Genomic DNA, 2,482 nt, shown 5'->3' with positions numbered 1-2,482 from the left:
GCCGCGCCACCAGGGCGCGGCGAGCCCGGCGAGCGCGGGCACGAAGGAGACGCCGCCGCTGTCGGGCACCGAGCCGCCGACGGCGTCCAGGTCCCGCGCGCCGCCGATGACCCCGAGGTCGGTGAGCCAGCGGACGGCGGAGGCCACCGTGTACACCTGCCCGTCGAGGCAGTGCTCGGTGCGGCCCCGCAGCCGCCAGGCCACGCAGCCGACGAGTCCGGTCGTGGTGCGGCGGGGGAGGGGGCCGGTGCGGGCGAGCAGGAACGCCCCCGTGCCGTAGGTGCACTTGGCGGCGCCCGGCGCGGTGGCGCTCTGTGCCAGGAGGGCCGCCTGCTGGTCCACGACGAGCCCGGTCAGCGGGAGCGGCGGGCCGAACGCGGTGGTGGTGCCGACCGGTTCGTCGCAGTCGGCGATCCGCGGCAGCCGCTCGCCGCCGAGGCCGTAGAGGTCGAGGGCGGGCGCGGACCAGGCGACGGCGGCCGGGTCGAGGAGCCCGGTGCGGCCCGCGGTCGCCGCGTCGGTGACGAAGGCGCCGGTGAGCCGGTGGACCAGCCAGGCGTCGCTCGTCGTCACCACCCCGGCGCCGGTCGCGTGCCGACGGATCCAGGCCATCTTCGGAGCGGCGAAGTACGGATCGACCGGGATCCCGGTCAGTTCCGCCAACTCCTCCTGCCGGGGAGCGAGTTCGGCGCAGATTCCGGAGGCCCTGCGGTCCTGCCAGACCAGGGCGTCGGTGAGCGGAGCGCCGGTGGCGGGGTCCCAGGCGAGCACCGTCTCGCCCTGGTTGGCGAGGCCCGCGGCGACCACCGGGACGCCCGCGTCGGCGAGCGCCGCGCGGCCCGCGGCGACCACGGAGCCGTACAGCTCGGCGGGGTCCGCCTCGACCCGTCCGCCCGGCAGGTGGCGGGGCCGGACCGGCGCCGTGCCGCTGCCGAGGACCCCGCGCCGGGGGCACAGGACGAGCGCCTTGGTGCCGGAGGTGCCTTGGTCGACGGCGAGTACCGGGCCGCCCGTCATGCGTCTGCTCCCGTCCTGGAGTCCGCCGGTGCCGCGCGGGCGGCGGCCGGACGGGCCGCCGCCGGACGGTCGTCCGGTCACGGAAAGGGGTCAGGCTCGCGGGCCGGCGGCGGCCCGTCAACCCTCGCCGCACGAGCCTGTCAGGTCCCCCGCACTTACCTGACGGTAACTCACATGTGCGCACTGGCCGAATAGTTACGGTCACAAAGATGATCCGGACGATCACCTTCGGTCGCGCCTATAGTGAGCGCCGCTCGCCGACGGACAGCGGGCGCCGACCGACCGCGCCCGACCGAGGACCGATGACGCCGCCCACCGCCCGGACCACGTCCGGCCCCGCCCGCTGATGCCCGGACACGGATTCCGGCCCGTCTTCCACCCCGCCGGCCACGACCACGCCCTGCGCCACGCCCTCCAGGACCTGCGCGCCGGCCGCTGGGTCGCCATGGCGCGGCTCCTGGAGGACACGGCCGCCGCCGGCCCCGGCCGCTGGGACGGCTGGACCCGCCGCACCCAGGTCCTCGCCACCGTCGCCGCCGGCACCGACGTCGTCCACGCCTGGCGCGCCGAGGAACCCGACAGTCCCGCCGCCGCCGTGATGCACGGCCGGGTCGCCGTCGAACGCGCCGTCCGCGCCCACCGCGCCGGCCACCCCCGCACCCGGGACCTGTGGCAGGAGGCGTGGACGGCCTGCCGGGAGGCGGCCGAACGCGCCCCCGCCGACCCGGTGCCCTGGGTCGGCCTCCTCGCCCTCGCCGCGCTCGACGCCCGCCGGCACGTCGCCGAACACCGCGCGGCGCCGCCCGCGCCGATGCTGCCGCCCGGCCCCTGGGGGCTGCTCGCCGAGGCGGAGAAGCGCGACCCGTACAACCGCGAGGCCCACCACCGCATGCTCCAGTTCGTCTACGCGCGCGGCGACGGCCCCCTCTCCGAGGCCGTCACCTACGCGCAGTGGGCCGCCGCCGCGGCGCCCCGGGGCTCCGCCCTGCACGCGCTGCCGCTCCACGTCCGGGTCGAGCGCTACCGCCGCGACCGCGGCCACGAGCGCGCCCTCGACCTGCACTGGGTCGGCGAGGACGCGGTGCGCGAGGCCCGGCGGGCGATGGACGAGTGGTTCCTCTTCTGCGCGGTGCCGGAGGCGTCCCAGCTCGACCTCAACCACCTGGCGCACGCCCTCTTCGGGGCCCTGTGCTTCGCCGACGCCGCCCGGGTCTTCGAGGCCCTCGGCCCGTACTACACCCCCGTGCCCTGGGCCCATCGCACCCCGCGCCCGGACGACCGCGCCCTCGCCGAGGAGGTCTTCCTGCGCGCCCGCGCCCGCTGCACGGGCGGCTGAACCCGCCGCCCGCCCCGTACCGCCGCCTTCTCCCTCCCGTCCCCTCTCCCCGTCCCCCGGAGGTCCCCGATGTCCCGTACCGCCCCCTCGGACGCGCCGCGCCGGCCGTCCGCCGCCTTACCGGACGAG

2 protein-coding genes are annotated in these 2,482 nt (G+C 77.8%); one reads left to right on the top strand and one right to left on the bottom strand.

All coding sequences use genetic code 11. From position 1 onward, the window contains the following. Positions 1–1,017, bottom strand: a 1,017-nt coding sequence (locus tag AB0E83_RS35395) for an FGGY family carbohydrate kinase (RefSeq protein WP_362120927.1), incomplete at its 3' end; no start/stop codon positions are given. 346 nt (positions 1,018–1,363) lie between these two features. Between AB0E83_RS35395 and AB0E83_RS35390 the strand changes: the two genes are divergently transcribed. Further along, the gene (locus tag AB0E83_RS35390; RefSeq protein ID WP_362120925.1) at positions 1,364–2,353 is read left to right on the top strand and encodes a hypothetical protein; all 990 of its coding nucleotides are present in this window, start codon (positions 1,364–1,366) and stop codon (positions 2,351–2,353) included. The last annotated feature ends 129 nt before the right edge of the window (positions 2,354–2,482 follow it).

This window comes from Streptomyces sp. NPDC035033, from assembly GCF_040636735.1.
Taxonomy (GTDB): Bacteria; Actinomycetota; Actinomycetes; order Streptomycetales; family Streptomycetaceae; genus Streptomyces.
This window is presented reverse-complemented; position numbering and strand designations above follow the sequence as displayed.

Coding starts and splice junctions, on each gene's coding strand:
- AB0E83_RS35390 (WP_362120925.1), top strand. CDS start 1,364: ATGCCCGGACACGGATTCCGGCCCGTCTTCCACCCCGCCGGCCACGAC.